Genomic DNA, 24,940 nt, shown 5'->3' with positions numbered 1-24,940 from the left:
GGGGAAGTAGGGATATGCGCACGCCACTGATTGCCGGCAACTGGAAGATGAATGGCCTGAGCGCAGACGCGATGGCGCTCGCGGATGCCGTCGTAGAGCGCGCGGCCGGGCTCGATGGCATTGAAACAGTGATGTGCCCGCCGTTTGTCCACCTCCCGATGGTTGGCGATCGGCTCAAAGAAGGCGTCCGACTCGGCGCCCAGAATTGCGCCGACGCCGAGCAGGGCGCGCGCACCGGGGAGATTGCGGCGGATATGCTCGCCGATCTCGGCGTGAGCTACGTCATTCTGGGGCATTCCGAACGTCGCCAGTTCTACGGCGAGGATGATGCAGCCATTGCCGCCCGTTACGCACAAGCGCTCAAGGCGCGCCTGCGGCCGATCCTATGTGTTGGCGAGACCCTCGAGGAGCGCGATGCGGGGCGTACTCAGGCCGTCGTGGCCGAACAGATCAACGGCGTGGTCGACCGGCTCGAGTCGGCCGCCGGTCTGGGGGGTGGGGTGATCGCCTACGAGCCGGTCTGGGCGATTGGCACCGGGCGCACCGCCACCGCGGAGCAGGCTCAGGGCGTTCATGCCTTCATCCGGGAAATCCTGGCTGAGCGCCAGCCGGCGCTGGCCGACGAGATGCGGTTGCTCTACGGCGGGAGCATGAAGCCGGCCAACGCGGCCGACCTGCTCGCCCAGCCGGATGTGGATGGGGGGCTGATCGGCGGCGCCTCGCTTGATGCAGAAGATTTCGTGGCCATCTGTGCCGCGGCAGCGCGGGGCTGAACCCCCGCAGACAGTTAGATCGGATTTGTGATGTACACGATTGTGCTGGTTATCCACCTCGCCCTGGCGCTGGTGCTCATCGGCGTGGTTCTGCTGCAGCATGGCAAGGGCGCCGATGCCGGTGCCGCCTTCGGCAGTGGTGCGTCGAGCACGGTTTTCGGTGCCCGCGGCTCCGCCTCGTTCCTGGGGCGGCTGACTGGGGTGCTGGGGGTTGGCTTTTTCGTGACCAGCCTGACGCTGGCGATCATGGCGGGCACGTTCAACAGCGGCGGCAGTGTCGTGGAGCAGGCGTCGCAGAGCTCGGAGTCGGTGCTGGATTCTGCGCCGGCACCGGCTGGAGAGCAGGACGACGCGAGCGGCTCGGCGGCACCAGCGCCGGCTCCGGAGTAGGCGGAAGCTTAGGCCTTCGGGGTGCAATCGGGGGCGATTGTCGTTGTCGCCAAACGGCGGCACTGTTAATATCGGAGAGGTAAAAGGGCTACCGTGACGCGGATGTGGTGGAACTGGTAGACACGCTGTCTTGAGGGGGCAGTGGCGCAAGCCGTGCCGGTTCGAGTCCGGCCATCCGCACCATTTCAGTCCAGTCAATCGTTTCCGATTACAGGGTGTCGTCCGCCTATGGTCGAGAGCTATCTACCGGTCCTGGTTTTCATCGTCCTGGCGATGCTGATAGGCGTTGCGCCACTGGCGGCCGGCTTCATCCTGGCGCCACGCCGTCCGGATCATGAAAAGCTCACTCCGTACGAGTGCGGCTTCGAGGCCTTCGAGGACTCGCGCATGCAGTTCGACGTGCGGTATTACCTCGTGGCCATTCTGTTCATTATCTTCGACCTGGAGATCGCGTTCCTTTTCCCCTGGGCCATCGTGCTCGATGACATCGGGCTGTTCGGGTTCGGGGCAATGGCCATCTTCATCGGCGTTCTGCTGGTCGGGTTTCTCTACGAGTGGAAGAAGGGGGCGCTGGAATGGGAATAGAGGGCGTTCTCGAGAAGGGTTTTGTCACCACCTCGGCCGACAAGCTCATCAACTGGGCGCGTACCGGGTCGCTCTGGCCCATGACCTTCGGTCTTGCCTGCTGTGCCGTTGAGATGATGCATGCCGGGGCGGCGCGGTACGACATGGACCGCATGGGTCTGATCTTCCGTCCGTCGCCGCGGCAGTCCGATGTCATGATCGTCGCTGGGACTCTGGTCAATAAAATGGCGCCCGCCCTGCGTCGCGTCTATGACCAGATGCCGGATCCGAAATGGGTCATCTCCATGGGCTCCTGCGCCAACGGCGGGGGGTACTACCATTACTCGTACTCCGTGACCCGTGGCTGTGACCGCATCGTGCCAGTCGATATCTACGTCCCGGGCTGTCCGCCCACCGCCGAAGCATTGCTCTACGGAGTGGTTCAGCTGCAGAACAAGATTCGGCGTACCAACACCATCGCGCGCTGAGGAGCTCGGCCATGGCCAGGTCGCCAGAGAAAGTCTTGGAGCAGGTGCGTTCCGCCCTGGGTGAATGGATCGTCGACAGCCGCTGCGAGTACGGGGAAGCCGAAGTCGAGGTGGCGCCCGATCACCTCTACCGGGCGCTGGAGCAGCTGCGCGACAGTGAGCTGCTGGCGTTTGACCAGCTTCTGGATATCGCCGGGGTGGATTACGCCGCCTACGGTCAGGACGAGTGGATCACCGATGAAGCGACCAATACCGGCTTCAGCCGGGGGGTAGACGGCTTTACCACGGGCCGTCTGGGTCTGACCGGGATCTATGGCGTGCAGCCCATCGAGAGCAACACTGGCCGTCGTTTCGCTGCGGTCTATCAGCTGCTCTCCGTGCGGCACAACCATCGCGTCCGTGTCCGCTGCTACGCAGCCGATGACGATCTGCCCATGCTCGACTCCATCGTGCCCCTCTGGGCATCGGCCAACTGGCAGGAGCGGGAGGCTTTTGATCTCTTCGGCATCCTGTTCAACGGCCATCCGGATCTGCGCCGCATACTGACCGATTACGGATTTGTCGGGCATCCCTTCCGCAAGGATTTCCCGCTGATCGGCAATGTCGAAGTGCGTTACGACGAGAACCGGGGGCGCGTGGTCTATGAGCCCGTCTCGATCGAGCCGCGTGTCCTGGTGCCGCGGGTGATCCGTGACGACAACCGCTATACCGATCCGGCGACGCAGGAGGCATCTGATGCCTGAGATCAGTAGCTACACGGTCAATTTCGGGCCGCAGCATCCGGCGGCCCATGGCGTGCTGCGACTGGTGCTGGAGATGGATGGCGAGGTCGTGCGGCATGCCGACCCGCATATTGGCCTCCTGCACCGCGCCACGGAAAAACTCGCCGAGACCAAGCCGTTCAATCAGAGCATCGGCTACATGGATCGGCTGGATTACGTCTCAATGATGTGTAACGAGCATGCCTACGTGCTCGCCATTGAGAAACTGCTCGGCATCAAGCCACCGGAGCGGGCGCAGTACATCCGCGTGATGTTCGACGAAATCACCCGGATCCTGAATCATCTGCTCTGGATCGGGGCCCATGGTCTCGATGTGGGCGCCATGACGGTGTTCCTCTACGCGTTCAAGGAGCGTGAGGAACTGATGGACTGCTATGAGGCGGTCAGCGGCGCGCGTATGCACGCGACCTACTACCGGCCTGGTGGCGTCTACCGCGACCTGCCGGAGCGCATGCCGAAATACCGCGAGTCGGAGTTCCGCAACGACAAGGAACTCAAGCGCATGAACGCCGATCGCGAAGGCAGCATGCTCGACTTCATCGAGGCCTTCTGCGACCGTTTTGTGGGCACGATCGAGGAAATCGAGACGCTGCTCACCGATAACCGGATCTGGAAGCAGCGCCTGGTGGACGTGGCGATCGTATCGCCGGAGCGGGCGCTTCAGCTCGGCTTCACTGGTCCGATGCTCCGTGGCTCGGGAATTGAATGGGATCTGCGACGCAAGCAGCCCTACGAGGTCTATGACCGGATGGACTTCGACATTCCAGTGGGCACTAGCGGGGATTGCTACGATCGCTACCTGGTCCGCATGGAAGAGCTCCGGCAGTCGGTCCGCATCATCCGGCAGTGCATCGAATGGCTGCGTCGCAACGGCGGGCCGGTGATGCTCAGCGACCACAAGGTCGTGCCGCCGAGTCGTGAGGAAATGAAGGATGACATGGAATCGCTGATTCATCACTTCAAGCTCTTCACCGAGGGTTACTGCACGCCACCGGGCGAGGTCTATGCCTCGATCGAGGCACCCAAGGGCGAGTTCGGCGCCTACATCGTCTCCGACGGCGCCAATAAGCCGTATCGGCTCAAACTGCGCGCCCCGGGGTTCGCACACATGGCGGCCATGGACGAAATGGTCCGCGGTCATATGCTGGCCGATGTGGTGACGGTGATGGGAACCATGGATATCGTATTCGGGGAGGTGGATCGGTGAGCAGCGCCGAAAACCAGGTTGAGGCCGGACTGACGGATGCCGAGCGCGAGGAAATCGATCAGTGGCTCGGTCGCTTCCCCGACAATGCGGAAGGGCGTCGCTCCGCGGTGATTCCGGCGCTTCACGTAGTTCAGCACAACAGTGGAGGATGGCTGCCACCGGCTCGGATGGATGCAGTGGCTGACTATCTCGGCATGCCGCCGGCACGGGTCTACGAGGTGGCCACCTTCTATGGCATGTTCGACGTCAAGCCCACCGGCCGCCACAAGGTCAATATCTGTACCAACATTTCCTGCATGCTCCGCGGCTCCGACGAGATCGTCGAGCATGTGGAGAAAAAGCTGGGAATCAGCCTGGGCGAGACCACCGCTGACGGGCGCATTACCCTCAAGCGAGAGGAAGAGTGCCTGGCGGCCTGCGCCGGCGCGCCCATGATGCTCGTGGACGAGGAGTATTACACCGACCTCACGCCCGAGAAAATCGACCGAATTCTCGACGAGCTGGAGTAGTCATGACCAACGTCTGCTACACGACCCTGCAATTCGATGAGCCCTGGACCCTTGAGAACTATCGGGCGACCGGTGGTTACCAGGCGCTGGAAAAAGTCCTCCGGGATGGCATGAGCCAGGAGGACATCATCGAGACGATCAAATCGGCCAATCTGCGCGGGCGGGGTGGTGCCGGCTTCCCGGCGGGAATGAAATGGAGCTTCATGCCGCGCAATGCCCCGGGTCCGAAGTACCTCCTGTGCAACTCCGACGAGTCGGAACCGGGTACCTGCAAGGACCGTGACATCCTGCGCTACAACCCGCATGCGCTGGTCGAGGGAATGATCATCGCCGGGTACGCGATGGGTGCCACCACCGGGTTTAACTACATGCGCGGCGAGTTCATGAAAGAGCCCTTCTCCCGCATGGAGCAGGCGGTCCGGGAGGCGCGCGAGGCAGGGTATCTGGGCAAGGATATCCTCGGCTCCGGGTTTGATTACGAGATCCAGAACTACATCGGCGCCGGCGCCTACATCTGCGGCGAGGAATCGGCGCTGATGGAGTCCCTCGAGGGCAAGAAGGGGATGCCGCGCAACAAGCCGCCATTCCCGGCCCAGGCGGGTGTCTACGGTCGGCCCACGACGATCAACAATACCGAGACGATCGCTTCCGTCCCGGCGATCATTCGCAATGGTGCGGACTGGTTCCTCGAGCTGGGCAAGCCGAACAACGGCGGGATGAAAATCTTCTCCGTCTCCGGCCATGTCGAGAAGCCGGGCAACTTCGAGATCTCGCTGGGTACCCCGTTCCGCGACCTCCTGGAAATGGCGGGCGGCGTCTGGAAGGGCCGCAGGCTCAAGGCAGTGATCCCCGGCGGTTCGTCAATGCCGATGATCCCGGGCGATCAGATGATGGAGCTCACCATGGACTATGACGCATTGATGGAGGCGGGCTCTGCGCTCGGCTCGGGCGGCGTAGTTATCATGGATGAGACGACGGATATGGTTCAGGCGCTGCTGCGCATCAGCCGCTTCTACTACGCCGAGTCCTGCGGGCAGTGCACGCCCTGCCGCGAGGGCACAGGCTGGATGTACCGGGTGATCAAGCGCATCTATGAAGGCCATGGTCGCCCGGAAGATCTGGAGTTGCTGGATTCCGCGGCGGGCCAGATCGCCGGGCATACCATCTGTGCCTTCGGTGAGGCGGCGGCCTGGCCGGTGCAGGGCGTGCTCAAGCACTGGCGCCACGAGTTCGAGTATTACATCGAACACAAGCGATCCATCGTCGAGGCAGCGGCATGAGCGCAGAAGTCGAGACCCAGAACCCGGAGACGGTGAGCGTCACCATTGACGGGCAGGAAATCGAGGCGCCGAAGGGCGCTTCGCTGATCGCAGTCGCCGACGAGCACGGCATCGACATCCCGCGATTCTGCTATCACAGCAAACTCTCCGCACCGGCGAACTGCCGCATGTGTCTGGTGGATGTCGAGATGAACGGCCGGCCGGCGCCAAAGCCGCTGCCTGCCTGCATCACGGCGGTGGCCGATGGCATGGTGGTGCGGACGACCTCCGAGCGCGCCCTCAAGGCGCAGCGCGGTGTCATGGAATTCCTGCTCATCAACCACCCGCTCGACTGCCCGATCTGTGATCAGGGCGGGGAGTGCGAACTGCAGGACCTCGCCCTTGGATATGGGCGGAGCGTGTCGCGTTTCGTGGAGCGTAAGCGGGTGGTCAAGGACGAGAACCTGGGCCCGTTGGTGGCCACCGAGATGACCCGCTGCATTCACTGCACGCGCTGTGTCCGTTTCCTCGACGAGATCGCCGGCACCTCGGAGCTCGGCGCCATGTACCGCGGTGAACACACCGAGATCAGTACGCTGGTGGGCAGCGGCGTGCACTCCGAGCTCTCCGGCAACATCATCGATCTGTGTCCGGTGGGTGCGCTGACCTCGCGGCCGTACCGCTTCACCGCCCGGGCCTGGGAAATGCTCAGCCATGCGAGCATTGCGCCGCATGACTGCCTCGGCTCCAACATCGATCTCCATCAGGTCCGGGGTACGATCAAGCGGGTCGTCCCGCGGGACAATGAGGCGGTCAACGAGTGCTGGATCAGCGATCGGGACCGATTCTCCTACGAGGGCGTCTACAGCGCCGAGCGCCTCCTCTCGCCGCAGATTCGGGAGAATGGCGAATGGCACAGTGTCGACTGGCAGACCGCTATCGAGAAAGTTGCCAACGCGCTGCGCGAGGTCGTTGACCAGCACGGCCCGGAGGCCCTCGGGGCATTGCTCTCGCCATCCTCCACCCTGGAGGAAATGTACCTCCTCGGGCGGATCATGCGGGCACTTGGTAGTGACAACATCGACAGCCGGCTGCGTCGGGCTGATTTCCGCGACGGCGTCGAAGCCACGGGATACCCGGGCCTGCAGATGCCGGTGGCCGACCTTGAGCAGCTTGATGCCGCGCTCGTCATCGGCGCATACCCCCGCCATGAGCAGCCGCTGATCAACCACCGCCTGCGCAAGGCGGCGAAAGCCGGTGGCCGGATCATGGCGCTCAACCCCCGCGCGTTTGACTGGAATATCGATCTGGCGGCCGAGCAGGTGGTAACGGCAGCACAGATGCCGGCGGCACTCGCCGCTGTCGCCCGAGCGGTTGCCCGAGGCAAGGGGGTCGACGAGCCGGAAGAGATTGCCGGTTGGCTCGGCGACGAGGCGCCCGGGGCCGAGGCGCAAGCCATCGCGGCCGGCCTCTGCGGAGAAGGACGGTGTGCCGTGCTGCTTGGCGGCCTGGCCGAGGCGCATCCCGCGGGGGCGGAGCTGCGTCACCTGGCGGCTGTGATCACTGGAATGACGGGAGCCGCCTATGGCGAGCTCACCAATGGCGCCAATGCGGCGGGCGCGTGGCTCGCCGGGGCATTGCCCGGGCGCCGTGTCGATGGCGCGGCTGCGGCCGGGCTGGACGCGGCCGCCATGGTGGCGGACCCGCGCAAGGCCTACCTGCTCATGGGCATCGAGCCGGAGCACGATCTGATTGATGCGGCGGCGGCCACCAGGGCATTGGGCGCGGCGGAGACGGTGATCGCACTGGCGACTCATGATTCGCCGGCGCTGCGGCAGAACGCCGACGTCCTGCTGCCCATCGCGGCACTGGGGGAGACGGCGGGAACGCTGGTCAACGCCGAGGGGCGCTGGCAGACCTTCGCCGGAGTCGGTCAGCCGCAGGGTGAGGCAAGGCCCGCCTGGCGGCTCCTGCGTGTGCTCGCCAACGTGCTTGAGCTCGACGGCTTCGAGTATCAGGCACCGGATGAGATTCATCATGAGGTCCAGTCGATCGCCGGTGAGGTTGTCGCCGGTCGACCCACGAACCCCGTGAAGGCCTCGCCGATCACCGAGACGGAGCTGATGCGGATCGGGCAGGCGGCGATGTTCGGAGTCGATCCGCTCACCCGCCATGCCGACTCGCTGCAGGCCACCGACCATGCCGCGCCGGTCACGGCAACCATGAACCCGAGTGATGCGGCGCGCCTGCGGCTGGACTCCACCGGGCAGGTGCGCGTCACCCAGGGGGGCGTCACCCGTTCCATGCCGCTCGAGCTCAGCGAGGCGGTGCCGGCGGGCAGTGTGTGGATCCCCGCGGGTGTTGCAGGCAGCGAGGGACTCGGCGCGCTGATCGGGCCGGTGGAAGTCAGCGCCTCCGGAGACAGTGCATGAGCGCATTGATCGAACTCAGCTGGATCGTGGCCAAGATCGTGGCACTCATCGTGCCGCTGTTCGTGGCGGTGGCCTACATGACCTACGCCGAGCGCAAGGTCATCAGTTCCATGCAGCTGCGCCGCGGTCCGAACCGGGTTGGATGGCACGGGCTGCTGCAGCCCATCGCCGACGCGCTCAAGCTGCTCATGAAGGAAGTCGTGCTGCCGCAGAACGCCAACCGCTTCCTCTTTGTGCTGGCGCCCATGCTCTCGATCATGCCCGCGCTCGCGGCATGGGCGGTCCTGCCAGTGGGCGATGGGCTGGTGATCGCCGACATCAACGCCGGCCTGCTCTACGTCCTGGCGATGACGTCGATGGGCGTCTACGGGATCATCCTGGCGGGCTGGGCCTCCAACTCGAAATATGCGCTCCTCGGTGCACTTCGGGCCGGGGCGCAGGTGGTTTCCTACGAAATCGCCATGGGTTTTGCGCTAGTGGGCGTCTTGATGGCCGCTGGCAGCCTCAACATGGGCGACATCGTCCGGGCCCAGGAAGGGCCGATCTGGAACTGGTTCTGGCTGCCGCTGCTGCCGCTGTTCATCGTCTATTGGATTTCCGGGGTGGCAGAGACCAACCGATTGCCATTCGACGTGGCGGAAGGTGAATCCGAGATCGTCGCCGGCTTCCACGTCGAATACTCGGGCATGGCGTTTGCGATTTTCTTCCTCGCCGAGTACGCGAACATGATCCTGATCTCCGGTCTGGCGGCGATCATGTTCCTTGGTGGTTGGTATTCGCCATTTCACGGGATCCCGCTTCTGGGCCCGCTGTTCAGCTGGGTGCCGGGGCTCGTCTGGTTCGCACTCAAGGTCTGTTTTTTCCTGTTTCTCTACATCTGGTTCCGGGGCACTTTCCCTCGATATCGCTATGACCAGATCATGCGCCTCGGCTGGAAGGTGCTGATCCCCGTTACAGTGGTATGGCTGATTGTCGTGGCAGGCATGATTCTGGCCGAAATCGGACCATGGTTTTCATGAGCAGGTAATTGACGATGCAGGCAGTTAAGGAATTCTTCGGCACGTTCATGCTCACCGAGCTGCTCAAGGGTATGCGGCTTACCGGGCGGCATCTGTTCGAGTCGAAATACACGCTTGAGTATCCGGAAGAGAAGGCGCCGCAGTCGCCGCGCTTCCGCGGGCTTCATGCGCTGCGTCGCTATCCCAATGGCGAGGAGCGCTGCATCGCCTGCAAACTCTGCGAGGCGGTCTGTCCCGCGCTCGCGATCACCATCGAGTCGGAGCAACGCGAGGACGGCACCCGCCGCACCACGCGATACGACATCGACCTGTTCAAGTGCATCTACTGCGGTTTCTGCGAGGAGTCCTGCCCGGTGGACTCGATCGTCGAGACGCGGATCCACGAATATCATTTCGAGCGGCGTGGTGAGCAGATCATTCCCAAGGATGAGCTCCTGGCGCTGGGCGAGAAGTACGAGGCGCAGCTGGCCGAGGATCGGGCAGCAGACGCGCCGTACCGGTAAGCGCAGGGGGCTGGGGGCAGCACGTGATCGAAAAAGTCATCTTCTACGTCTTCGCAGCGATCCTGCTGCTCGCGGCGACACTGGTGATTACCTCGCGTAATCCGGTGCACTCGGCACTCGCGCTGGTGCTGGCGTTTTTCACCAGTGCGGCGCTATGGCTGCTGGCGGAAGCGGAGTTCCTGGGCATTGCGCTGATTCTGGTCTACGTCGGCGCGGTCATGGTGCTGTTCCTGTTCGTGGTGATGATGCTTGATATCAATCTGTCGGTGATGCGGGAGGGCTTCGCGCGCTATCTGCCCATTGGCGCGTTGGTGGGCCTCGTCATGGTGCTGGAGATGCTGCTGGTGATCGGTGCCGGCGTGGTCGATATCGGCGGGCCACCCGCGGAGGCGGCAGGGGGCGCCGCTGAGTCGAACAACATACGACTGCTGGGCAGTGTCCTCTACACGGTTTACGTCTATCCGTTCGAGCTCGCGGCGATCGTCCTGCTACTGGCCATCATCGCCGCGATCATGCTCACGCATCGCCGTCGAGCGGGAACCAAGCACCAGGATATCTCGGCACAGGTCCGCACCCGCAAGGCCGACCGCCTGCGCCTTGTGCAGATGCCGAGCGAACGCGAAACCGACTCATAACAACAACCGGGGCATTCATGTTAGCGCTCTCCGACTATCTGGTTCTCAGCGCACTGCTGTTTTCCATCGGCATGGCGGGCATCTTTCTCAACCGAAAGAATGCCATCGTCCTGCTCATGTCCATCGAGCTGATCCTGCTTGCGGTGAACTTCAACTTCATCGCCTTCTCGCATTTCCTCGGCGACATCCACGGTCAGGTTTTCGTGTTCTTCATACTCACGGTTGCTGCGGCGGAATCGGCCATCGGCCTCGCCATTCTCGTGGTGCTGTTCCGCAACCGGAACACCATCAATGTGGGCGATCTGGACAGTATGCGGGGATAGGAGATGAAGACGATCTATCTACTCATTGTCCTCGCGCCCCTGTTCGGTGCCGCCGTGTCGGGGCTTGCCGGTGCCCGGATCGGGCGGGCCAATGCCCATCGCATCACGGTGGGCGCCGTGGCGGTATCGGCACTGCTGTCCCTCTGGGTTTTCTATCAGCATCTCTGGGGCGGTGTCGGGCCATACAACGAGACCATCTACCAGTGGGCCGTCGTCGGCGGACTGAACATGGAGGTCGGCTTCCTGGTCGACCGGCTGACCGCGTTGATGATGGTGGTCGTGACCAGTGTCTCGCTGGCGGTCCATGTCTACACCATTGGTTACATGCACGACGACGCCGGCTACCAGCGCTTCTTCAGCTACCTCAACCTGTTCACCTTCGCCATGCTGATGCTGGTCATGGCGAACAACTTTCTGCAGCTGTTCTTCGGCTGGGAAGCGGTGGGGCTGGTCTCTTATCTGCTGATCGGCTTCTGGTATCGCAAGGAAACGGCCATCTTCGCCAACCTGAAGGCCTTCCTCGTCAACCGGGTGGGCGACTTTGGTTTTCTGCTGGGCATTGCCGCGGTACTGATGTACTACGGCAGCCTGGACTACGCCGAGGTCTTCACGGCCGCCGCGGCGGCACCCGACCAGACCATGACGCTGTTTGGTACGGAAGCACTGGTGGCCACGGTCGCCGCCATCCTGCTGTTCATTGGCGCCATGGGTAAATCGGCGCAGGTGCCACTCCATGTCTGGCTGCCGGACTCCATGGAGGGTCCGACACCGATCTCGGCGCTCATTCATGCCGCCACCATGGTCACCGCGGGCATCTTCCTCGTGGCGCGCATGTCGCCGCTGTTCGAACTCTCCGATACGGCCCTCTCGGTGGTGCTGGTGCTGGGAGCGATCACCGCATTCTTCATGGGGCTGGTCGGTCTGGTCCAGAACGATATCAAGCGGGTGATCGCCTACTCAACGCTGTCGCAGCTCGGTTACATGTTCGTCGGCCTCGGCGCCTCGGCGTACGCGGCGGGCGTGTTCCACGTCATGACCCACGCCTTCTTCAAGGCGCTGCTGTTCCTGGGCGCAGGCGCGATTATCGTGGCGCTGCATCATGAGCAGGACATGCGCCGGATGGGCAACATGCGCCGCTACATGCCCATCACGCATATCACCATGCTGCTGGCGACGCTCTCGCTGGTGGGCACGCCGTTCTTCTCCGGTTACTACTCCAAGGATGCGATCATCGAGGCGGTGCACCTCTCCGATCGGGCCGGAGCGGTTTTCGCCTACTGGGCCGTGCTGCTCAGTGTGTTCGTGACGGCGCTCTACAGCTTCCGGCTGTATTTCATGGTGTTCTGGGGGGAAGAGCGCATTGATCCGCATGCCAAGGAGCATATGAAACATCTGCCACGCTACGTGCTGCCGGTGATGGAATGGCCGCTCGTGGCGCTGGCGGTACCGGCGGCGCTCATTGGCTACTTCACCATTCAGCCGCTTCTGTTCGGCGGTTTCTTTGCTGACTCCATCCATGTCGCGCCAGCCAACGATGTCCTCGTTAAGCTGGCGGAGAAGTTCCACGGACCATTCGCATTCGGTCTCCATGCCGCGGTCAACCCGGCGTTCTGGCTTGCCGTGGCCGGTGCCGTGACCGCCTGGTTCCTCTATCTCCGTCGCCCGGATCTGCTGCCCGCCATCAACGCGCGCTTTGCGGTGGTGGTTCGGGTGTTGCAGCGCAAGTACGGTTTCGATGACCTCTACAACACCGTGTTCGCCGGTGGCGGTCGACTCGTCGGCCGTATCCTCTGGCGGGGCGGTGATCAGGGCATCATCGACGGCGTGCTCGTCAACGGGACGGCGCGCACCATCGGCCGAATGGCGGCGGTGCTGCGCGGTGCCCAGTCCGGATATCTGTATCACTATGCCTTTGCGATGATCGTCGGCCTCCTGCTGCTGCTGACGGTGTTCGTGGGTAGCTGGCGGGGATGGTTCTGAACATGTTTGAAGGTTGGCCCTTACTGAGCCTGTTGATCTGGTTGCCGATCGTCGGCGGGGCGGGTGTGCTCGTCCTCGGCAGGGCGGATGCCGATCGGGCCCGCTGGTCGGCACTGGCAGTGGCAGCGCTGGTCTTCGTGCTTGCCCTGGCGCTCTGGGTCGGCTTCGAGGTCGGCGTCGCGGGGATGCAGTTTATTGAGCGTACCCCCTGGATCCAGGCGTTCGGAATCGATTACTACCTGGGGGTTGACGGCATTTCCATGCCGCTGGTCGTGCTGACCGCGTTCTCCACGCTGCTGGTGGTCGTGGCGGCCTGGGAGGTCGTGCGTTACAAGCCGGCCCAGTATCTTGCGGCATTCCTCATTATGGAGGGCATCATGATCGGCGTGTTCAGCGCGCTGGATGCCATCCTGTTCTACGTGTTCTTCGAGGCCATGCTGATTCCGATGTTCCTGATCATCGGAATCTGGGGCGGCCCGAACCGGATCTACGCGACCCTCAAGTTCTTCCTGTATACCTTCCTTGGTTCGGTGATGATGCTGGTTGCGCTGATCTATCTGCGCACCGAGGCGGGTAGCTTCGCGATCCAGGATTTCTATGGACTGCAGCTTCCACTGGCGACACAGACGCTGGTCTTCCTTGCGTTCCTGGCGGCCTTTGCGGTCAAGGTACCGATGTTTCCGGTGCATACCTGGCTACCGGACGCCCACGTCGAGGCGCCGACCGGGGGCTCGGTCATCCTCGCGGCGATCACCCTGAAGATCGGCGGCTATGGTTTCCTCCGCTTCAGCCTGCCCATTACGCCCGAGGCGAGCATGGCGCTGGACTGGCTCCTGATCGGCCTGTCCCTCATCGCCGTGGTCTACATCGGGCTGGTGGCGATGGTCCAGGAGGATCTCAAGAAGCTCATTGCCTACTCATCCATCGCGCACATGGGCTTTGTCACCCTGGCGTTCTTCCTGATCTTCCGCATCCTCGCCGGTAGCGGTAGCCGGGACGGTGCGCTCATGGCGCTTGAGGGCGGGATGGTTCAGATGATCTCGCATGGTTTCGTCTCCGCGGCGATGTTCCTGTGCGTGGGTGTCCTCTATGACCGTATGCACACTCGGCGGATCGCCGATTATGGCGGTGTTGCCAACCGCATGCCGGTATTTGCCGGGTTCTTCGTGCTCTTCGCCATGGCCAATGCAGGTCTGCCCGGCACCTCCGGATTCGTGGGGGAGTTCATGGTGATTCTGGCCAGTTTCCAGGCGGGATTCTGGTATGCCGCGATCGCGGGGCTGACCCTCATTCTTGGGGCGGCCTACAGCCTCTGGATGATCAAGCGGGTCGTTTATGGAGAGGTCAAAAGCGAGGCGGTCGACGAGTTGCAGGACGTCAGCCCCCGCGAGCGCCTTCTGCTGGGAAGCCTCGCCGCGGTGGTGCTCTTTTTCGGCATCTATCCGGCACCGTTGATCGATGTCATGGCGCCGTCGCTGGATGCGCTCTTCCGAATCGTGGTGCCGACCCTCTAGCACCCTGGCCCGAGGACGATGATGAATTTCGAGATGCCCCAATTCGCACTGGCCGCCCCGGAGATCTGGCTCGGGGTCATGGTTTGTGTCGTGCTCATTGCGGATCTTTTCGATCGCAGCCAGGAGGGCCGGATCGCCTTTTTCCTGACCCAGGCCACCCTGCTGGTGGCGATCTGGCTGGCTGTATCCACGCACTGGGGCGGCGACCGTGAGATCACCTTCAATGGGATGTATGTCAGCGACAGCCTGGCCGCTGTGCTGAAAGTGGCGATTGCCGGCCTTGCCGCGGTCACGCTGGGATACAGTCGGGATTACCTGCGTCAGCGCGATCTGCTCAAGGGCGAGTTCTACATGCTCGCGCTGATTGCGACGCTGGGCATGTTCGTCATGGCGTCCGCGAGCAGCCTGCTGGTGCTCTACGTCGGCCTCGAGCTTCTCTCGCTGAGTCTGTATGCGATGGTCGCCTTCGACCGCGACAGCCGGATCGGCGCCGAAGCGGCGATGAAGTACTTCGTGCTCGGCGCGCTGTCCTCCGGCATGCTCCTCTACGGCATGTCGATGATCTACGGCGCCTCAGGCAGCCTGTTGATCGATGACATCGCGACGAGGGCGGCGGCTGGCGATAACCTGCTGCTGATGGCGTTCGGGATGACCTTCGCACTGGTTGGTATCGCCTTCAAGTTCGGCGCTGCCCCTTTCCATATGTGGATTCCCGATGTCTACCAGGGCGCACCGACGGCGGTGACGGCGTTCCTTGGCAGCGCGCCGAAGATTGCGGCGCTCGCTCTGTTCCTGCGTCTGCTCGCCGACGGCCTGGGGCAGCTGCATGATCAGTGGCAGGTCATGGCGATTATCCTCGCCGTCGGCTCGCTGGCCGTGGGTAATCTCTTCGCGCTGGTGCAGACCAACTTCAAGCGGATGCTGGCCTACTCCACCATCTCTCATATCGGTTTCCTCTTCCTCGGTCTGATTGCCGGCACTGAGGAGGGCTATGCCGCCGCGCTGTTTTACGCGATCAGCTACGGCATCATGGTGGCTGGCGGATTCGGAATGATCATCCTGCTCTCCCGGAAGGGCTTCGAGGCGGAGATGATCGATGACATGCGCGGGCTGAACGACCGGCATAGCGGCTACGCGCTGGTCATGCTGCTGTTGATGTTCTCGATGACGGGCATCCCGGGCACCGTGGGTTTCTACGCGAAGTGGCTGGTGCTGCAGGCGCTGGTGGATTCCGGCATGATCTGGCTTGCTGTAGTCGCGGTGATCTTCGCCGTTATCGGGGCTTTTTATTATCTTCGGGTTCTCAAGGCCGTCTACTTTGACCGGGCGGAGTCACCCACACCGCTGGAGGCACCGATAGGCCCCCGGGTGGTCGTGGCGGCGAATGGGGGACTTGTGCTGTTGCTCGGGCTGTTCCCCGATACGTTGATCGAGATCTGTCGGGCCGCATTCGGGCTCTGAGTCAACGATGACGACCGGCGTCGCCATTATCGTCCTGTTGCTGATTGCAGTGCTCGCGGCGAATCTGCCCTGGACGAGCGAGCGCATCGCCTTCGTCTGGCCGGCGCCATCCCGGGGCAAGCCGGAGTGGGTGCGGCTTCTGGAATGGCTGATCCTCTTCTTCGTGGTTGGCCTCGTTGGCGCCGGCATGGAATACCGGACCCAGGGGCAGCTCCAGATTCAGGGCTGGGAGTTCTGGGTCATTGCGTTGTCGCTGTTCGCCACTTTTGCTTTGCCCGGCTTTGTCTACCGACATGACCTGCGGCGTCGCCTGATGAAGCGGCAGCGTCGATAAAGGCCTTGAAATAAAGCCGCTCGATCCCTATCCTGTGCGTTGTCGGTTGCGGGGTGGAGCAGTCCGGTAGCTCGTCGGGCTCATAACCCGAAGGTCGCAGGTTCAAATCCTGCCCCCGCTACCAAATAGGCATCTTCGAGAAGGCCGCTTGCGGCCTTTTTTTTTGCCGGTGCCGCCTGCGCGGCAGCCGGCGATGGAAATGGGCCACGGGCCCATTTTTTGTTCCGGGCAGGACCGGACAAGATAGACATGAAAGCGCCTGAACGCGTCACCAATCTGCTGGAGCCCGTCGTCGAAGGTCTCGGATACGAGTTCGTCGGAGTGGAATACCACCCGGGACGACAACAGGGCGTACTGCGCGTATTCATCGATGGTCCCGAGGGGATCGACGTCGACGACTGCGCCCGCGTCAGCCACCAGGTAAGCGGTGTGCTCGATGTAGAAGAGCCGATCGCCGGCGATTATCTCCTTGAGGTCTCTTCGCCCGGCCTCGATCGTCCCATCTTCAAGACATCGGACTATGAGCGTTTTGTCGGCGAGTGGATTCGCATCCGCCTGCGCACGCTGATGAATGGGCGGCGCAAGCTACATGGGCGGCTGATCGGCTTGAGAGAAGACGGCGTGGTGGTGGATGAGTCGGGTGAGCGGACCGTCGTGTCGCTGGCGGATATTGATCGCGCGCACGTTGAGCTGGAGCCTTGAGCGGCTGCGAATTGCAATCGGAGAACGGTAGAAGATGAGCAAGGAAATTCTGCTGGTAGTGGACGCCATCGCCAACGAGAAGGGCGTCGAACAGGAAGTGATCTTCGAGGCGATCGAAGCGGCCCTCGCCTCGGCGACGCAGAAGCGCCATGAAGGCGAGATCGCGGCGCGTGTCGCGGTGGATCGTCGCACCGGCGATTACGAGACGTTCCGACGCTGGGAGGTGGTTGAGGATGATGACGAGCTGGAATTTCCCGACCAGCAGATCCCGATCAGCGAGGCACGCGGGACGGATCCGACGATAGAGGTCGGCGGGTTCATCGAAGAGCCCATGGAGTCGGTGGATTTCGGCCGCATTGCCGCCCAGACGGCCAAGCAGGTGATCGTCCAGAAGGTCCGCGACGCCGAGCGCGCCCAGGTGGTGGAAGCCTACCGGGATCGTGTCGGTGAGCTGATCACGGGAATCGTCAAGCGTGTTGAGCGCGGCAACGTATTCCTGGATCTCGGTGGCAATGCCGAGGCCTTTATTCCCCGCGAGGATATGATTCCCCGCGAGGCGGTGCGCCCCGGCGATCGTCTGCGCGCCTGGTTGCGCGAGGTGCGGGAGGAGGCCCGTGGGCCGCAGCTGTTTTCCAGCCGCTCCGCCCCGGAGTTCCTGGTCGAGCTGTTCAAGCTTGAGGTGCCCGAGGTGGGGCAGGACCTGCTGGAGATTCTCGGCGCGGCGCGCGATCCCGGGCTTCGTGCCAAAATCGCTGTCAATGCACTGGATAGTCGCATCGACCCGGTAGGAGCCTGCGTCGGTATGCGTGGCTCACGGGTTCAGGCCGTGTCCAACGAACTCTCTGGCGAGCGCATCGACATCATTCTCTGGAACGAGAATCCGGCGCAGTTCGTCATTAATGCCATGGCCCCGGCCGAGGTGGAATCCATCGTGGTTGACGAGGATCGGCACAGCATGGATATCGCGGTGGGCGAGGAGCAGCTTTCGCAGGCCATCGGTCGTGGCGGTCAGAATGTGCGCCTGGCGAGTGAGCTGACCGGTTGGGAGCTCAACGTCATGACCGCCGCCGAGGCGGAGGCTAAGAGCGAGGCCGAGGCGGCCGAGCTCGTCGACATGTTCGTTCGTGAACTGGATGCCGACGAGGATCTGGCCGGGTTGCTGGTTGAGGAAGGATTCTCCAGCCTCGAGGAAGTGGCGTACGTGCCGGTGGTCGAGCTGCTGGAGATTGAAGGGTTCGACGAGGACCTGGTCAATGCGCTGCGCCAGCGCGCGCGCGACGTGCTGGCCGAGCGCGAGGCCGAGGCGGCCGCCGCGGAAGCCCCGGCTGAGGATCTGCTCGCCATGGAAGGTATGGATGAGGGCCTGGCGGCGAATCTGGCTGCTCAGGGTATCCGCACCATGGAGGATCTCGCGGAGCAGTCGGTGGATGATCTGGTTGAAATCGAGGGTCTTGATGCAGAGCGCGCTGGCGCTCTGATCATGAAGGCTCGAGAGCCCTGGTTCGCCGAGGAGGGCGAGGGCCAGGACTAAGCCCGGAGGATCCGGGACGGAGGAATTGTATATGGCGCAGAGCACGGTCAGAGATTTTGCGGAGCAGACCGGAGTGCCCCTGGACCGGCTGATGATTCAGCTGCGAGAGGCGGGGCTGTCCTGCGAGGATCCGGATGCGGAGTTTGCCGAGTCGGATAAGTCGGCTCTGCTCGATCACATCCGCTCAACTCACGGGCGCAAGGACGAGGCCGATGAGGAAGGGCCGTCCCAGATTACGCTCAAGCGGCGCAGCCACAGCCAGTTGCGTATGCCTTCCGCCGGTGGCGGGGAGCGGCGCAGTGCCCGCGGTAGTCGGGCTGCGACCGGTCGGACGGTCAATGTCGAGGTGCGCAAGAAGCGCACCTACGTCAAGCGGAGCGTGGTCGAGGCGGAGGCCGCGGAGCAGGACGCCCAGGTGCTTGAGCGCGCCTTGCAGCGCGATGTGAAGGCGGCGGAAGAAGCCCGTCGCCAGGCGGCCGAGGCCGAGGCCCAGCGTCAGCGCCAGGAAGCCGAGGAAGCGGCCGCTCGGGAGGCAGAGGCTGCGGCGGCTGAGCCGTCCGGTGCGGAATCCGTGGCCGAGGAAGCAGCGTCGGAAGGCGCGGCGACCCCGGAGGCCGAAGCCGAAGCGCAGACGGTTGCTGATATCGAGGCCGAACAACAGAAGGCGGATTCCGAGGCGGCACGCAAGAAGGAAATCGAGGACGAAAAGGAGCGCAAGCGTCTCGAAGCCGAAGCCAAACGCGAGCGCGAGGCCGAGGAGCGCGCCGCACGCAAAGCTTCACGCGGCAAGGGCAAGGCGCGCAAGAAGGCCGGGGCCGGGGGGCGTCAGGCGCGACGTCGGGGTGCGGCCGGCGCCGCCAGCTCCGCCCTGCAGCAGGAGTTCGAGAAGCCGACGGCGCCGGTGGTGCGTGATGTGCAGGTGCCGGAAACCATCACGGTGGGCGAACTTGCGCAGCGCATGAGCGTGAAGGCGGCCGATCTCATCAAGGAGATGATGAAGCAGGGCGTGATGGCCACCATCAACCAGGCGATCGATCAGGATACCGCTGTTCTGCTCGTCGAGGAGATGGGCCATCGCCCGCACATTGTGCGCGAGGACGACCTCGAAGAGGCAGTGCTTGGTCAGGCCGCAGAGCCGATTGGTGAGGAGGTGGCGCGTTCGCCGGTGGTCACCATCATGGGTCACGTCGACCACGGCAAGACCACGCTGTTGGATTTCATTCGCCGCGCCAAGGTGGCTTCTGGCGAGGCAGGCGGTATCACTCAGCACATCGGCGCCTATCGCGTGAATACCGAGGGGGGCGATCTGACCTTCCTCGATACGCCCGGCCATGAGGCCTTTACGGCGATGCGGGCGCGTGGCGCCCAGGTCACCGATGTCGTCATCCTCGTGGTGGCCGCCGACGATGGCGTCATGCCGCAGACCGAAGAGGCGGTCAAGCACGCCCGGGCCGCCGGAGTGCCCATTGTGGTGGCCGTCAACAAGATCGACCGCGAGGATGCCGATCCGGACCGGGTCAAGAACGAGCTGGCGGCACGGGAAGTCATTCCGGAAGAGTGGGGCGGCGATACCCAGTTCATTCCCTGCTCGGCGCTGACCGGCCAGGGCGTGGAAGCGCTCCTGGAAGCGGTGGCGCTGCAGTCAGAGCTGCTCGAGCTCAAGGCCGTCCGCGATTGCCCGGCCTCGGGCATCGTGGTTGAGTCGAGCCTGGACCGCGGCCGTGGACCGGTCGCCACCATTCTCGTCCAGAACGGTGTGCTTCAGCAGGGCGACATGATCATCTCGGGAACCGAATACGGCCGTGTCCGGGCGCTGCTCGATGAGCGCGGCGAGCGAGTGAAGACGGCGGGTCCGTCGACACCGGTTGTTGTCCTGGGCCTGTCCGGGCTACCGGAGGCCGGCGACGAGGTGCTGGTGGTCGAGGATGAGCGCAAGGCCCGGGAGCTGGCCGATCATCGCCGCGAGAAGAGTCGCGACAAACGGCTGCAGGCGCAGAAGGCCGCCCGGATGGACGAGCTCTTCTCGCAGATGCAGGACCAGGAGGTGAAGACGGTCAATCTGGTCATCAAGGGCGATGTCCAGGGGTCCGTGGAGGCGCTGACGCAGTCGCTCACTAACCTCTCCAATGAAGAAGTCCGGATTACCCCGGTCGCCACCGGCGTTGGTGCGATCAATGAGTCTGACGTCAATCTGGCCCTGGCTTCTGAAGCGCTGCTGATCGGTTTCAACGTCCGTGCCGATGCCAAGGCACGGCGGCTTGCCCAGGAAAACGAGGTCGAGCTGCACTACTACAGCATCATCTACGACGCGATCGATCAGCTGAGAAGTGCGATCAGCGGGATGCTGGAGCCGGAGACGCAGGAGCAGATCATCGGCACCGCTGAGGTGCGCGATGTCTTCCGGTCCTCGCAGCTGGGCCAGATCGCCGGATGCCTGGTGGTGGACGGCGTGGTCCGGCGGCGTAACCCGATCCGCGTGCTGCGCGACAACGTGGTCGTCTTTGAGGGCGATCTGGAGTCGTTGCGGCGGTTCAAGGACGACGTTAACGAGGTTCAGTCCGGTACCGAGTGCGGTATCGGCGTGCGTAACTACAACGACGTTCGGGTCGGCGACCAGATCGAATGCTATGAGCGCGTGACCATCGAGCGGTCGCTGTAGCCGATGCCGAAGGATTTTTCGCGCGCCCGCCGGGTCGGGGATCAGATCCAGCAGGAGCTGGCCGAGCTGATTCGTGACGAGGTCCGCGACCCGCGGGTCGGTTCGGTGACCGTCTCCGAGGTGCGGGCGAGCCGCGATTTCGCCCATGCCGAGGTCTATGTCACCGGGCTGGGCATGGACGAGGCGGCGTCGCGGGAAATGGTGAAGGCCCTCAACGGGGCTGCGGGTTTCCTGCGCCGCCAGCTCGCCCGCCGCCTCTCGCTCAGGACGGTGCCCGCCCTGCGCTTTCACTACGATCCGGTATTCGATCGTGGTGCCCGTCTGAATCGGCTGATCGACGAGGTGCGTCCCGATGATGGGGCAGCCGAGCCGGATACTGATTGATCGGACGGCATGGCGCGCAAGAAAGGCCGGCAGATAGACGGGATCCTTCTGCTCGATAAACCGTCGGGCATGACCTCCAACCGCGCACTGCGTCGGGTGAGTCGTTGGCTTGATGCCCGCAAGGCCGGCCACACCGGCAGCCTGGATCCCCTGGCCACGGGGCTGCTGGTCTTGTGTTTTGGCGAGGCCACCAAGATCAGCGGCTGGCTGCTGGATGCCGACAAGCAGTATGTGGCCACGGCCCGCCTCGGTGTGACCACGGACAGTGCCGATGCCGATGGGACGGTCCTCGAGCAGCGGCCGGTTCCCGATCTGGATGACGACGCGCTGGATTCGGTGCTCGGGCGCTTCCGGGGTGAGATTGAGCAGGTTCCGCCCATGTTCTCCGCGCTCAAGCACCAGGGCCGCCGGCTGCATGAGCTCGCCCGCGAGGGCATCGTTGTGGATCGAGAGCCGCGGCGGGTGATCATTCACGGCCTCGCCGGTCGATGGGTCGCGCCGGATCGGATCGAACTCCGCGTGGACTGCACCAAGGGCACCTATATCCGCAGCCTGGTCTCGGATATCGGCGAATGCCTTGGCTGCGGCGCCCATGTCGAGGCGCTGCGGCGCACCGCCCTCGGGCCCTTCCGCGAGCCTGTCATGTGGGCGCTGGAGGATCTCGAGGACAAAGCATCCAGCGGGCCCGAGGCGTTGGATGAGCACTTGTTGCCGCCGGATCAGGCGCTTATCGATCATCCGGCCGCGGTGCTCCCCGCAGGCGGAGCGCCGGCCTTCTGCCAGGGGCAGGCCGTATCACCGGCGACAGCGCTCGCCCCCGAGTCCCTGACGGCGACCCTATTGAGAGTGTACAGCGATACCGGAGCGTTCCTCGGTATCGGTCGAGCGGACGACGACGGCGCCGTGGCGCCGCGGCGATTGCTTGTTCAGCGAAGCAGCGGGGGCTAGAATGCCCCATTCTGTTAAATCAGCGAGTTAACCAGGAGTCATTGATGTCACTCAGCGCTCAGCAGAAGCAGGAGATCGTCCGTGATTACGGACGCTCCGACGGGGATACTGGGTCCCCAGAGGTCCAGATCGCCCTTCTGACCGCCCGCATCCAGCATCTCACCGAACATTTCGCCACCCATAAGCAGGATCATCACTCCCGCCGCGGTCTTCTCAAGCTGGTCAATCAGCGCCGGCAGCTGCTGGACTACCTGCACCGCAAGAGCCTTGAGCGTTATCAGTCCGTTATCGAAAGACTGGGCCTGCGCAAGTAAGGCGAACAGAAACCGACCAGGGGTGTATTTGCAGTGACTCCAACCGCCGTCAAGAAGTCCTTCCAGTTCGGTGAACAGACCGTAACGCTCGAAACGGGCAAGATCGCCCGCCAGGCCACCGGCGCCGTGCTCGTCAACATGGCCGACACCGTCGTGCTGGTCACCGTGGTGGGCAAGCGTGAGGAGGTGCCCGGGCGCAGCTTCCTGCCCCTCACGGTCAATTACCAGGAGCGTACCTACGCGGCCGGCAAGATCCCCGGTGGATTTTTCAAGCGCGAAGGCCGGCCCTCCGAGAAGGAGACACTCGTCTCGCGACTGATCGATCGGCCGATCCGGCCGCTCTTTCCCGCCGGATTCTCCAACGAGGTCCAGGTGATCGCGACGGTCATCTCCATGAATCCCGAAGTCGATGCGGACATTCCAGCGATGCTGGGCACGTCTGCGGCACTGGCCATCAGCGGCATTCCCTTCGAGGGACCCATCGGGGCCGCCCGGGTCGGGTATCGGGAAGGCGGGTTCATCCTCAACCCCACGTTCAGCCAGCTTGAGGACTCCGAACTCGATCTGGTGGTCGCCGGCACCGACCAGGCCGTGCTCATGGTGGAGTCGGAGGCCGACCGCCTGTCCGAGCAGACCATGCTCGATGCGGTGCTCTACGGTCACGAGCAGATGCAGTCGGCTATTTCCGCCATTAACGAGCTCACTGCCGAGGCTGGCAAGCCGCGCTGGGAGTGGGCGCCGGCGCCCGCTGACGAAACCCTCGCGGGTCGAGTCCGTGAACTGGCTGAAAATCCGCTCACCGAGGCCTACGGGATCGCCGACAAGCAGGCCCGGCAGGAGGCCATCGGAGTGGTGCGCGAACAGGTCAACGCCGAGCTTGTCACTGCCGAAGAAGGCACCGAAGGCTGGAGTGGCGACGCGGTTGGCGAGGCCTTCAAGACCCTTGAGAAGAAGATCGTCCGCGGCCGGATTCTGAGCGGCGAGCGGCGCATCGATGGCCGTGATCAGCAGACGGTCCGGCCCATCGACATCGAGGTCGGCACGCTACCGCGCACCCACGGTTCGGCGATCTTCACCCGCGGCGAGACGCAGGCGATTGTCGTCACGACCCTGGGGACTGGCCGCGATGCCCAGATCATCGATGCCATCGAGGGCGAGCGCCGCGAGCCCTTTATGCTGCATTACAACTTCCCGCCTTACTGCGTGGGTGAGACGGGCTTCATGGGCACGCCCAAGCGCCGGGAGATCGGCCACGGCAAACTGGCCAAGCGGGGCATTCAGGCGGTCATGCCGTCCCCGGAGGACTGCCCCTACGTGGTCCGCGTGGTCTCCGAGATCACCGAGTCGAATGGCTCAAGCTCCATGGCCTCGGTCTGCGGTACCAGCCTCTCGCTGATGGACGCCGGTGTGCCGATCAAGGCGCCTGTGGCCGGTATCGCCATGGGGCTTATCAAGGAAGGCGACGAGTTCGCTGTCCTGACCGATATCCTCGGTGATGAGGACCATCTGGGTGACATGGACTTCAAGGTGGCCGGCACCGACAGCGGTGTCACGGCGCTGCAGATGGACATCAAGATCAACGGTATCACCCGCGAGATCATGGAGCGGGCGCTCGAGCAGGCGCGCGATGGTCGGTTGCATATCCTCGGTCGCATGAACGATGTCATCGGCGAACACCGCGAGGAGATGTCGGCCTACGCCCCGAGGCTGATCACGCTGCGCATCGACCCCGAGAAGATCCGCGATGTGATCGGCAAGGGTGGTGCTACGATCCGCCAGCTGACGGAAGAAACCGGTACGACCATCGACATCACCGATGACGGCACGGTGACGATTGGTTCGGTGGACAAGGCAGCCGGCGAAGAGGCAAGGCGCCGCATTGAGCTCCTCACGGCGGATGTCGAAGTCGGTCAGGTCTACGAAGGCAAGGTCATCAAGCTCATGGACTTCGGCGCCTTCGTCAACATCCTGCCGGGTCGCGATGGTCTTGTGCACATCTCGCAGATCTCCAACCGTCGGGTGGAGAGCGTGAGTGATGAGCTCAAGGAAGGCCAGATGGTGCAGGTCAAGGTCCTCGAAGTGGATCGCCAGGGCCGCATCCGGCTCAGCATCAAGGCGCTGGAAGAAGAGGGCGCCGAGAGCTAGCGCCGGCGTCATCGCGTCGCAGGCCGACTCGGATCGGCCTCTGCCTGGAAAGCCCCGTGGCGGATGCCCCGGGGCTTTTTGATG

24 protein-coding genes and 2 tRNA genes are annotated in these 24,940 nt (G+C 63.5%); all 26 read left to right on the top strand.

The window, feature by feature from the left end:
• Positions 1-14: 14 nt before the first annotated feature.
• The 26 genes from tpiA (at position 15) to pnp (ending at position 24,856) form a co-directional block, all read left to right on the top strand.
• On the top strand, positions 15-773 hold the full coding sequence (gene tpiA / locus V6X30_RS05320) for a triose-phosphate isomerase (protein WP_367983601.1): 759 nt from the start codon (positions 15-17) through the stop codon (positions 771-773).
• A 27-nt stretch (positions 774-800) separates the two neighbouring features.
• Complete coding sequence (secG, locus tag V6X30_RS05315) at positions 801-1,163, top strand: preprotein translocase subunit SecG (RefSeq protein WP_408022356.1); 363 nt, start codon at positions 801-803, stop codon at positions 1,161-1,163.
• A 98-nt stretch (positions 1,164-1,261) separates the two neighbouring features.
• Positions 1,262-1,346 (top strand) — tRNA-Leu (locus tag V6X30_RS05310).
• 45 nt (positions 1,347-1,391) lie between these two features.
• A complete protein-coding gene (locus tag V6X30_RS05305) occupies positions 1,392-1,748 on the top strand; it encodes an NADH-quinone oxidoreductase subunit A (protein ID WP_367983599.1) in 357 nt (118 codons plus the stop codon).
• Positions 1,739-2,215 carry a NuoB/complex I 20 kDa subunit family protein gene (locus tag V6X30_RS05300; RefSeq protein WP_367966941.1) on the top strand — a complete coding sequence of 159 codons (477 nt, stop codon included), beginning with the start codon at positions 1,739-1,741 and terminating at the stop codon, positions 2,213-2,215. The genes V6X30_RS05305 and V6X30_RS05300 overlap by 10 nt, the downstream gene beginning before the upstream one ends.
• 11 nt (positions 2,216-2,226) lie before the next feature.
• Positions 2,227-2,958: an NADH-quinone oxidoreductase subunit C gene (locus tag V6X30_RS05295; RefSeq protein ID WP_367983598.1), complete on the top strand. Its 732-nt coding sequence runs from the start codon at positions 2,227-2,229 to the stop codon at positions 2,956-2,958.
• The gene (locus V6X30_RS05290) at positions 2,951-4,204 is read left to right on the top strand and encodes an NADH-quinone oxidoreductase subunit D (RefSeq protein WP_367983597.1); all 1,254 of its coding nucleotides are present in this window, start codon (positions 2,951-2,953) and stop codon (positions 4,202-4,204) included. The genes V6X30_RS05295 and V6X30_RS05290 overlap by 8 nt, the downstream gene beginning before the upstream one ends.
• Positions 4,201-4,713, top strand: a complete 513-nt coding sequence (gene nuoE, locus V6X30_RS05285) for an NADH-quinone oxidoreductase subunit NuoE (RefSeq protein ID WP_367983596.1) — start codon at positions 4,201-4,203, stop codon at positions 4,711-4,713. Before V6X30_RS05290 ends, nuoE begins: the two co-directional genes overlap by 4 nt.
• A gap of 2 nt (positions 4,714-4,715) precedes the next feature.
• Positions 4,716-5,993, top strand: a complete 1,278-nt coding sequence (gene nuoF / locus V6X30_RS05280; RefSeq protein WP_367983595.1) for an NADH-quinone oxidoreductase subunit NuoF — start codon at positions 4,716-4,718, stop codon at positions 5,991-5,993.
• Positions 5,990-8,404: an NADH-quinone oxidoreductase subunit NuoG gene (gene nuoG / locus V6X30_RS05275; protein ID WP_367983594.1), complete on the top strand. Its 2,415-nt coding sequence runs from the start codon at positions 5,990-5,992 to the stop codon at positions 8,402-8,404. The genes nuoF and nuoG overlap by 4 nt, the downstream gene beginning before the upstream one ends.
• On the top strand, positions 8,401-9,423 hold the full coding sequence (gene nuoH, locus V6X30_RS05270) for an NADH-quinone oxidoreductase subunit NuoH (RefSeq protein WP_367983593.1): 1,023 nt from the start codon (positions 8,401-8,403) through the stop codon (positions 9,421-9,423). The genes nuoG and nuoH overlap by 4 nt, the downstream gene beginning before the upstream one ends.
• A 14-nt stretch (positions 9,424-9,437) precedes the next feature.
• Positions 9,438-9,926: an NADH-quinone oxidoreductase subunit NuoI gene (nuoI, locus tag V6X30_RS05265; RefSeq protein ID WP_367983592.1), complete on the top strand. Its 489-nt coding sequence runs from the start codon at positions 9,438-9,440 to the stop codon at positions 9,924-9,926.
• Positions 9,927-9,952: 26 nt separating this feature from the next.
• Complete coding sequence (locus V6X30_RS05260; RefSeq protein ID WP_367984540.1) at positions 9,953-10,561, top strand: NADH-quinone oxidoreductase subunit J; 609 nt, start codon at positions 9,953-9,955, stop codon at positions 10,559-10,561.
• Between the two features lie 17 nt (positions 10,562-10,578).
• Positions 10,579-10,884: an NADH-quinone oxidoreductase subunit NuoK gene (nuoK, locus tag V6X30_RS05255; RefSeq protein ID WP_367966933.1), complete on the top strand. Its 306-nt coding sequence runs from the start codon at positions 10,579-10,581 to the stop codon at positions 10,882-10,884.
• Between the two features lie 3 nt (positions 10,885-10,887).
• A complete protein-coding gene (nuoL, locus tag V6X30_RS05250; RefSeq protein ID WP_367983591.1) occupies positions 10,888-12,864 on the top strand; it encodes an NADH-quinone oxidoreductase subunit L in 1,977 nt (658 codons plus the stop codon).
• 2 nt (positions 12,865-12,866) lie between these two features.
• On the top strand, positions 12,867-14,378 hold the full coding sequence (locus V6X30_RS05245) for an NADH-quinone oxidoreductase subunit M (protein ID WP_367983590.1): 1,512 nt from the start codon (positions 12,867-12,869) through the stop codon (positions 14,376-14,378).
• 21 nt (positions 14,379-14,399) lie between these two features.
• A complete protein-coding gene (nuoN, locus tag V6X30_RS05240; protein ID WP_367983589.1) occupies positions 14,400-15,839 on the top strand; it encodes an NADH-quinone oxidoreductase subunit NuoN in 1,440 nt (479 codons plus the stop codon).
• 7 nt (positions 15,840-15,846) lie between these two features.
• Complete coding sequence (locus tag V6X30_RS05235; protein WP_367983588.1) at positions 15,847-16,173, top strand: DUF2818 family protein; 327 nt, start codon at positions 15,847-15,849, stop codon at positions 16,171-16,173.
• A gap of 47 nt (positions 16,174-16,220) precedes the next feature.
• Positions 16,221-16,297 (top strand) — tRNA-Met (locus V6X30_RS05230).
• 125 nt (positions 16,298-16,422) lie between these two features.
• Positions 16,423-16,875 (top strand): ribosome maturation factor RimP, encoded by a 453-nt coding sequence (gene rimP, locus V6X30_RS05225; protein ID WP_367983587.1) that lies wholly within the window; start codon positions 16,423-16,425, stop codon positions 16,873-16,875.
• A gap of 34 nt (positions 16,876-16,909) precedes the next feature.
• Positions 16,910-18,406 (top strand): transcription termination factor NusA, encoded by a 1,497-nt coding sequence (gene nusA, locus V6X30_RS05220; RefSeq protein ID WP_367983586.1) that lies wholly within the window; start codon positions 16,910-16,912, stop codon positions 18,404-18,406.
• A 31-nt stretch (positions 18,407-18,437) separates the two neighbouring features.
• Positions 18,438-21,065 (top strand): translation initiation factor IF-2, encoded by a 2,628-nt coding sequence (infB, locus tag V6X30_RS05215; RefSeq protein ID WP_367983585.1) that lies wholly within the window; start codon positions 18,438-18,440, stop codon positions 21,063-21,065.
• Positions 21,066-21,068: 3 nt separating this feature from the next.
• A complete protein-coding gene (rbfA, locus tag V6X30_RS05210) occupies positions 21,069-21,449 on the top strand; it encodes a 30S ribosome-binding factor RbfA (RefSeq protein WP_367983584.1) in 381 nt (126 codons plus the stop codon).
• 9 nt (positions 21,450-21,458) lie between these two features.
• The gene (gene truB / locus V6X30_RS05205) at positions 21,459-22,397 is read left to right on the top strand and encodes a tRNA pseudouridine(55) synthase TruB (RefSeq protein WP_367983583.1); all 939 of its coding nucleotides are present in this window, start codon (positions 21,459-21,461) and stop codon (positions 22,395-22,397) included.
• 44 nt (positions 22,398-22,441) lie between these two features.
• On the top strand, positions 22,442-22,711 hold the full coding sequence (gene rpsO / locus V6X30_RS05200) for a 30S ribosomal protein S15 (RefSeq protein WP_367966924.1): 270 nt from the start codon (positions 22,442-22,444) through the stop codon (positions 22,709-22,711).
• A 33-nt stretch (positions 22,712-22,744) separates the two neighbouring features.
• Positions 22,745-24,856 carry a polyribonucleotide nucleotidyltransferase gene (gene pnp / locus V6X30_RS05195; RefSeq protein ID WP_367983582.1) on the top strand — a complete coding sequence of 704 codons (2,112 nt, stop codon included), beginning with the start codon at positions 22,745-22,747 and terminating at the stop codon, positions 24,854-24,856.
• Positions 24,857-24,940: the final 84 nt, after the last annotated feature.

It is taken from the genome of Spiribacter sp. 1M189 (assembly GCF_040838345.1).
Classification (GTDB): Bacteria; Pseudomonadota; Gammaproteobacteria; order Nitrococcales; family Nitrococcaceae; genus Spiribacter; species Spiribacter insolitus.
This window is presented reverse-complemented; position numbering and strand designations above follow the sequence as displayed.

Coding starts and splice junctions, on each gene's coding strand:
- tpiA (WP_367983601.1), top strand. CDS start 15: ATGCGCACGCCACTGATTGCCGGCAACTGGAAGATGAATGGCCTGAGC.
- V6X30_RS05305 (WP_367983599.1), top strand. CDS start 1,392: ATGGTCGAGAGCTATCTACCGGTCCTGGTTTTCATCGTCCTGGCGATG.
- V6X30_RS05300 (WP_367966941.1), top strand. CDS start 1,739: ATGGGAATAGAGGGCGTTCTCGAGAAGGGTTTTGTCACCACCTCGGCC.
- V6X30_RS05295 (WP_367983598.1), top strand. CDS start 2,227: ATGGCCAGGTCGCCAGAGAAAGTCTTGGAGCAGGTGCGTTCCGCCCTG.
- V6X30_RS05290 (WP_367983597.1), top strand. CDS start 2,951: ATGCCTGAGATCAGTAGCTACACGGTCAATTTCGGGCCGCAGCATCCG.
- nuoF (WP_367983595.1), top strand. CDS start 4,716: ATGACCAACGTCTGCTACACGACCCTGCAATTCGATGAGCCCTGGACC.
- nuoG (WP_367983594.1), top strand. CDS start 5,990: ATGAGCGCAGAAGTCGAGACCCAGAACCCGGAGACGGTGAGCGTCACC.
- nuoH (WP_367983593.1), top strand. CDS start 8,401: ATGAGCGCATTGATCGAACTCAGCTGGATCGTGGCCAAGATCGTGGCA.
- nuoI (WP_367983592.1), top strand. CDS start 9,438: ATGCAGGCAGTTAAGGAATTCTTCGGCACGTTCATGCTCACCGAGCTG.
- nuoK (WP_367966933.1), top strand. CDS start 10,579: ATGTTAGCGCTCTCCGACTATCTGGTTCTCAGCGCACTGCTGTTTTCC.
- nuoL (WP_367983591.1), top strand. CDS start 10,888: ATGAAGACGATCTATCTACTCATTGTCCTCGCGCCCCTGTTCGGTGCC.
- V6X30_RS05245 (WP_367983590.1), top strand. CDS start 12,867: ATGTTTGAAGGTTGGCCCTTACTGAGCCTGTTGATCTGGTTGCCGATC.
- nuoN (WP_367983589.1), top strand. CDS start 14,400: ATGAATTTCGAGATGCCCCAATTCGCACTGGCCGCCCCGGAGATCTGG.
- V6X30_RS05235 (WP_367983588.1), top strand. CDS start 15,847: ATGACGACCGGCGTCGCCATTATCGTCCTGTTGCTGATTGCAGTGCTC.
- rimP (WP_367983587.1), top strand. CDS start 16,423: ATGAAAGCGCCTGAACGCGTCACCAATCTGCTGGAGCCCGTCGTCGAA.
- nusA (WP_367983586.1), top strand. CDS start 16,910: ATGAGCAAGGAAATTCTGCTGGTAGTGGACGCCATCGCCAACGAGAAG.
- infB (WP_367983585.1), top strand. CDS start 18,438: ATGGCGCAGAGCACGGTCAGAGATTTTGCGGAGCAGACCGGAGTGCCC.
- rbfA (WP_367983584.1), top strand. CDS start 21,069: ATGCCGAAGGATTTTTCGCGCGCCCGCCGGGTCGGGGATCAGATCCAG.
- truB (WP_367983583.1), top strand. CDS start 21,459: ATGGCGCGCAAGAAAGGCCGGCAGATAGACGGGATCCTTCTGCTCGAT.
- rpsO (WP_367966924.1), top strand. CDS start 22,442: ATGTCACTCAGCGCTCAGCAGAAGCAGGAGATCGTCCGTGATTACGGA.